A 6235-nucleotide genomic window follows, 5' to 3' on the forward strand; every position below is an offset into this window, starting at 1 on the left:
GGTTCGCTGCGCTCGAAATGACAGAAGGTTGTTCACAGGAACCGTGACACGCTCGCGATGCCCGTTCTCTTTGTCATTTCGAGGGCGCGCCAGCGCCCGAGAAATCCTTGCGTGAGGAAGATGTCTCGCTCCGCGCGACATACTGGATTGCTCGATCTGCATATGGCGACGAGCGGCAACCTGGCGTGGTAATATCTCTGTGCCCACACAAATTGCTCGATCTTTCTTGACAAACACGCGGTAAGTCGGTAAAGTATACCGGTGGAGGGTATATACCAGCCCGCACAATTTGCGGCCCCTTTGACCATCCACATATCGGATCGAGGAGGAATTTGAGCAATGGCAAAACCAATTGTCGTAAATGATGCTGACTTTGCAGAGAAAGTGTTGAAATCGAGCACGCCGGTCGTCGTCGATTTTTGGGCGCCGTGGTGCGGGCCGTGCCGCGTGATAGCCCCTATCCTTGACAAGCTCGCCGGTGAATACGAAGGCCGGTTGACGATTGCCAAGGTCAACACCGATGACAACGTCCAGTACGCTTCGCAGCTCGGCATTCAAGGCATTCCAACCCTAATCATTTTCAAAAACGGTAAGGAAGTTGGCAGACTAATCGGCGCTCGTCCTGAGGCGATGTACCGCGAAGTCTTTGATAAAGTATTGGCGATGGCGTGAGCGCACAATCACCTGAGATTGAACTGAGAGACAACTCACCGAAGAATACCGGTATATACCCGCTATCGCCGGAACGACACGAGGAAATTCTCCGTCGGCTCCGGCGAATCGAAGGGCAAATACGGGGTGTTCAGCGAATGGTGGAATCTGGTCGTGATTGCCGTGACATTGTTTATCAGATTGTCGCCATCCGACAAGCGTTGGCTAGTACCGGCAGTATTGTGTTAGAGTGCTATGCCCAACAATGCTTAAGCAATACCGATCGCTGTCGCACCGAAACCATTCACGAACTGATCGATCTCTTTAAAGACGTAAGCTGATAGCGATATAAGGGAGACAGCGGTGCTGTCTCCCTTGTTTGTTATAACAGTTGTCAACCGTTCGTGATTGCGCGCTGCGGTGTGATTCCGATCAGGGTACGTATCGCGTCGGACACATACACTCTCGATCCCTGAGTCTCAGTGCCTTATGCTCCTAGTCGCAGACCGAACACCGGCAGCTCCGTAGGGAGGAGCGATCCACACAAACAAGGTGCGTCCTAGAGTGTTTCGCCGTGTCTTCGCACCGAAATGCAACGTACCCCACTGTCCATGTTGCGTGTCGCCCGCGCACAGCGGAAGCAACGATTGCGGCCTATGCACGTAACCTGAGTCAATCGCCCCTCATGCTCCCATTGTCGTCAATCGTGATGATAACAACGAGCAACTTCACCGCTATACCAGTACGCATGAGAGGTTCCATAAGCATACGTTACCCTAAAACGTGCCTTTGTAAAGACTAGTGTCCAGCTCCGATGTGCGTGAGAGCAGCATTGCCAAAAACTCACCTACCGTCAATCCCTGTTGCGCCGGATGCCGCATTGATCGATCAGAATAAATGGTATAACGGTTGTATCGTCCTTCCCGCACATGAGAAATATAACCGTCGGTGTGGAGATCATGCAAAATACGCTGAACTGCTCGCTCAGTAATGCCAACCATCTGCGCAATCTCGTGCGCAGTAACACGCGGGTTACGCGCAATACACAGTAACACTTGCGCGTGGTTGGTCAGAAAGCTCCAACTCATACCACCGTCTTTCTAGACGTTATCACCAACAAATATCTTTTACTATTGTACCAGTATTCCCGCTGCACAACGAGGGAAAAGACACCTGTCTAACAATGGGTATCATCACGGTTGTAACTCAAACTGTTTGTGCCACTCACGAATAATATTCAGGTAGAAGTCGGGCGGTAACGGACGACCCGCACGGTCGGTATACGCTGCCGGCGCCACTGCCGTATTCTCCGGCCATTCGTTCCACGTCTCGATCAACACGAGATCGGTATCCGGTGGAATGGCCGCCAGACTAGCCCGCAAGAAGGCGCCGGGCGCAATCGGGCCACCACCGGGCGGCTCATCACGAGGCTGTATGCGCGGCTCAGCAACCCCTGGGATCCGCGAATTATCAAACCCCGGCCCAACACTGCTCACGCGAAAACCGCGCAGCTCGGCGGTATACGGCCCAAGCAGCGCCGTTCCCCAGCGATACACCCCATCGGCCACCTCTGCACTACTCGGTAAACCGTCAGGTGGTGCCAGCGCCTGCGAGTTCAACCACGTCTCTTCAAGGATCAACCACGGCTCAACCCCGAAATCGGTGTAGAACGCCTCTTTCACGGCCCGCCACAGCGTCCCACTCAATTCGAGATTGTCGCAACAGAGGGCCGTATAGGTAATAATGATCGGTCGGCCCTCAATCGTCGCCCACATGTCACGTGGTATGCGGGTAAAGAAATCACGGATGTGGAGGTTGTAGAAGAAGTATCCGCTCCGCGGGTCGCTCAGCGGCAACCGTGGCACCTGCGGTCCAACCCGATAGCCGTTACCGAGAAACTCTTGGTACATACCCTGTTGTGCAGTCGTATCAACAAACATACCGATGCGCAACGGCTGTTCCAATACCCCGTTAGCCTGCACCAGGAGATTGATTCGGTCTTGCCGAAACCATGGATGCGGATGATCGCCCCAACTCACCGGAAACACGATATCGATCCCGGTAGCGGCCATTGTGCGCAGCTCCTGTTCGTACCAGTCGTAGTTATACGAAGAATAGCTCGCACCGTCACGTGGATCGGGATCGTTAGGCAGTGGTGTCAGCCAACCGGGAGGCACGGCCCGTAATAAACTAGGGTCGCACTCCTGCTGCGGGCAGTTGTACCAGTAGAAAAAGAATGTGCCGAGTAGTGGTACACGGCGCGTCGATATGATGTCAGGGACGAAAACCTGTGTTGTGGGAACGGTCGGCGACGGCACGACCATCGTTGGTGTTACGGTAGGCAAGCCGGTCGTCGGCGTTGCGGCAATAGTCGGCGACGGCACAGCGAGAGCCGGTGTTGCACGGTTCGTTGGCGAGGGATCAACGATACGCTCCGTGCTACATGCGGCGAGGATAAGACTCAATACGATCATCAACCAGCGATAACGCATAACAACTGAAATCTAGAGCAGAGTAGGTCAACAACTGAGGTGCCATCATTTTTTACCTTCTCGTTTTGCAGTATAGCACGATTGCGCCGACGGTGTCGGGGCCAGATGGCACTATGACCAAAACCTACCGACCATCATCCGGTGCCACCGGCGATACTGAGTCTATTACTCGTTGACGATCAGGCTTCAGCCTGCTCTCCCAAGCTTAAAATGATACGGCGCGGGAAGGTATCCCGCGCCGTACAGCCAACACACTCACGACTACTTCGCCGTCGCCACCTTATCAAGCATCTTGGACATCCCTTCGTCGTCGGTGATCGGGTTGCGCAAGTTATCAACCAGATCTTGGATCTCCTTCGAGGGTTCCTTCGTCAGGAGGCTGACGACGACGATCAAAATGATCGCCACCGGCAGACCAAAGATGCCCGAACCGAGGTGCGAGATACCGAGCACATTAAACGCTGGATTCACATAGTTATTGAACATGTAGAAGAGGGTCACAGCCAAGCCACCGATCATACCGGCAATCGCACCGGGACCGTTAGCCCGCTTCCAGAAGATACCAAGCAACACCACCGGGAAGAACGTTGCGGCGGCCATCGAGAATGCCCACGCCACCATCTGAGCGATCAAGGCGAGACGTGGTATTGCCAACAATGCGGCAATAGCTGCGGCTACCACAATCATCGACTTACCCAGCACAATGCGGGTATTGAGGCTAGCCTTGGGGTTGATCGTGCGGAAGTAGATGTCGTGCGCGATCGCCGAGGCAATCACCACCAGCAGACCGTCAGCGGTGCTGAGCGCCGCCGCCAGACCACCGGCCGCGATCAATGCACCGATTGTGAAGGGCAAACCGGCAATATCTGGCGTCGACAGCACCACAAGGTCACCATCAATGCCATCGGCCGTGGTACGACCCAACTCATTGAGCTGCAAGATACCATCGACACGGGCCTTGGTCACTGCCGTGCCTGAAATTTCACCGGCGCGGCCCTTACCATCACCGATATCCTCCCAGGGCCCGAGATCGATCTTGCCGTTACCGTTGGCATCTTCCACCACCACCGACTTCGCATTGATTAGGTTCTTCACCCATGTCGGCTCTTTGCCAATCTCAACCCCATCAATTGCCTTCAGATCGCGGATCACGATCAGACCATTGCTTGCCCACGTCTTCGTCCATGCGGGTAGCTCACTGATCTGCTTCCCGACCACATTTTCAAGGATCTGCCAACGCGAGAAAGCCGCATACGCCGGAGCAGTGAAGTAGAGCAAGAAGATGAAGAAGAGCGACCAACCGACGCTCAGGCGGCTCTCACGCACACTCGGTACGGTGTAGAAGCGGATGAGAATATGCGGCAGACCAGCAGTCCCCAACATCAGACAGCCCATCAAGGCGAGGAAGTTCCACGGCGTACCACGCCAGTCACCCAATTCCGGCTTCTTAGTATCGGGGATGGTTTGCAGAGCCGGGGGAGTGAGATTCAAACCAAACTGCGTATTAAGCTGTTTCACCGCATCAACGGCAGCAGCATTGCTCAGACCTTCATTGAATGGCGGAATATAGCCACTGGTAACGAACTTTCCTTTCACTACCGGTGATTCGGTGGTTTTCGCCAGACCCTGCTCCTGCTCGAGCACTTGGATGCGCTGCAACGCCTGACCATAGCTCAGTTGCGGCAGCGGAAAGCCCGTGAGCTGGATTGACAGCGCCGTCACTGGGATCAGATACGCAATAATTAAAATGATGTACTGCGCCACCTGCGTCCACGTCACGGCCTTCATACCGCCAAGGAACGAACAGACCAGCACACCCGACAGACCGAGGATAACACCGATGGTGTAATCAACGCCGACGAAGCGCTGCATAATGAGGCCAACACCCACCACTTGTGCAGTCACATATGTCAGCGAAACGATAATCGCGCAGATCGCCGCCACCACGCGGGCGGTATTGCCGCCAAAGCGCGCGCCGACGAAGTCGGGAATGGTGTACTGGCCGAACTTGCGCAGGTACGGCGCAAAGAGCAGCGCCAGCAAAACGTAACCGCCCGTCCAACCCATAATATAGGCCAGACCATCGTAGCCAAGCAGCCAGAGCGTACCGGCCATCGAGATGAACGACGCCGCGCTCATCCAGTCGGCACCGGTAGCCATACCGTTAAACACCGCCGGTACGTTGCGCCCGGCCACATAATACTCATCCAGCACCTTGGTACGCGACAAAATGCCGATGGTCGCGTAGAGCGCCATCGTCAGCAACAGGAAGACCCAGCTAATGATTTGGGTCGGCAGGCCGGCAAACACCTCTAGCAAGAGCATCAACAAGCTTATGCCAATAAAGCCAATGGTGAAGTAGCCGTAGTAGCGCGCCATCCGGTTACGGAAGACGCTCTGGCTCTGAGCTGAAGTCGCCATTTGTATCTCTCCTCTGATTCATTAACAGACTAGCGGTCACGATCACTTAAACCGTACTTGGCGTCCAACTTGTTCATCGCGTAAGCATAGTAGAAAATTTCAACGACGAAGACGATCAATGACCCCTGACTGCCCATGTAGTACCCAAGAGGAAAACCGGCAATCACAATGTTGTTGAGTGCTTCTACGAACAGTACCGGCACATACGAAACGACGAACCAAATCACGATCAAAGTCGTGATGAGGCGTAGATTCTCTTGCCAGTACCGCCGGTTGCGCTCCGCTGCTGGGAGCTTAGATAGATCCGACATAGGACCTCCTTACGTACATGCTACACTGCCGACACTTTTGCGTGATGCATGCGACAACCGCCATTCTTTGCTTGTCGGTACTCACGAACGGGGTGAGCCATGCCGCAAACGAGGTCGACATCAGAACTTACGACAAGCTAACGGCGTATGCCGGTTATGCATCTTATATCGCGGTGAGCTGATTGTAACAGGATTTTTTCAGCGCAGGTTAAGTTTTGTGTAAAGTTTTGGTAAATTCCCCCCTGTTGTGGGTGGAATCTTTCACGAAGTGTCAATCGCTGCTCACCCCAACACCGTAACGCAAAGGCGCAGAGAGCGCAACGGACGCAACGGCTGCGCACGCACAGGTATCACCCATAG

The 6235-nt window shown here is 54.5% G+C and carries 6 protein-coding genes; 2 read left to right on the forward strand and 4 right to left on the reverse strand.

Features of this window, described 5'->3' with window-relative positions; all coding sequences use genetic code 11:
- The first annotated feature begins 339 nt into the window (after window positions 1-339).
- Together trxA and ACP5OT_RS05890 are read left to right on the forward strand one after the other, a co-directional pair.
- Entirely contained in the window at window positions 340-672 is a 333-nt protein-coding gene (gene trxA / locus ACP5OT_RS05885) for a thioredoxin (protein WP_424676338.1), read from the forward strand.
- On the forward strand, window positions 669-992 hold the full coding sequence (locus ACP5OT_RS05890) for a metal-sensitive transcriptional regulator (protein WP_428131622.1): 324 nt from the start codon (window positions 669-671) through the stop codon (window positions 990-992). The genes trxA and ACP5OT_RS05890 overlap by 4 nt, the downstream gene beginning before the upstream one ends.
- A gap of 435 nt (window positions 993-1427) precedes the next feature.
- On the opposite strand, the gene ACP5OT_RS05895 is transcribed toward ACP5OT_RS05890, so the two are convergent.
- From ACP5OT_RS05895 to ACP5OT_RS05910, 4 genes are all read right to left on the reverse strand, one after another.
- The gene (locus ACP5OT_RS05895; protein ID WP_424676336.1) at window positions 1428-1739 is read right to left on the reverse strand and encodes a helix-turn-helix transcriptional regulator; all 312 of its coding nucleotides are present in this window, start codon (window positions 1737-1739) and stop codon (window positions 1428-1430) included.
- 105 nt (window positions 1740-1844) lie between these two features.
- Window positions 1845-3143 (reverse strand): DUF5010 domain-containing protein, encoded by a 1299-nt coding sequence (locus tag ACP5OT_RS05900; protein ID WP_424676335.1) that lies wholly within the window; start codon window positions 3141-3143, stop codon window positions 1845-1847.
- Window positions 3144-3404: 261 nt separating this feature from the next.
- Window positions 3405-5564, reverse strand: a complete 2160-nt coding sequence (locus tag ACP5OT_RS05905) for a sodium:solute symporter family protein (RefSeq protein WP_428113649.1) — start codon at window positions 5562-5564, stop codon at window positions 3405-3407.
- 29 nt (window positions 5565-5593) lie between these two features.
- A complete protein-coding gene (locus tag ACP5OT_RS05910; protein WP_424676333.1) occupies window positions 5594-5875 on the reverse strand; it encodes a DUF4212 domain-containing protein in 282 nt (93 codons plus the stop codon).
- Between the last annotated feature and the right edge of the window lie 360 nt (window positions 5876-6235).

The organism is Chloroflexus sp., from assembly GCF_049970315.1.
In the GTDB taxonomy this organism is placed as follows: domain Bacteria; phylum Chloroflexota; class Chloroflexia; order Chloroflexales; family Chloroflexaceae; genus Chloroflexus.

Excerpts from the sequence above, each read along its gene's own strand:
- trxA (WP_424676338.1), top strand. The coding sequence starts at position 340 with ATGGCAAAACCAATTGTCGTAAATGATGCTGACTTTGCAGAGAAAGTG.
- ACP5OT_RS05895 (WP_424676336.1), bottom strand. The coding sequence starts at position 1,739 with ATGAGTTGGAGCTTTCTGACCAACCACGCGCAAGTGTTACTGTGTATT.
- ACP5OT_RS05900 (WP_424676335.1), bottom strand. The coding sequence starts at position 3,143 with ATGCGTTATCGCTGGTTGATGATCGTATTGAGTCTTATCCTCGCCGCA.
- ACP5OT_RS05905 (WP_428113649.1), bottom strand. The coding sequence starts at position 5,564 with ATGGCGACTTCAGCTCAGAGCCAGAGCGTCTTCCGTAACCGGATGGCG.
- ACP5OT_RS05910 (WP_424676333.1), bottom strand. The coding sequence starts at position 5,875 with ATGTCGGATCTATCTAAGCTCCCAGCAGCGGAGCGCAACCGGCGGTAC.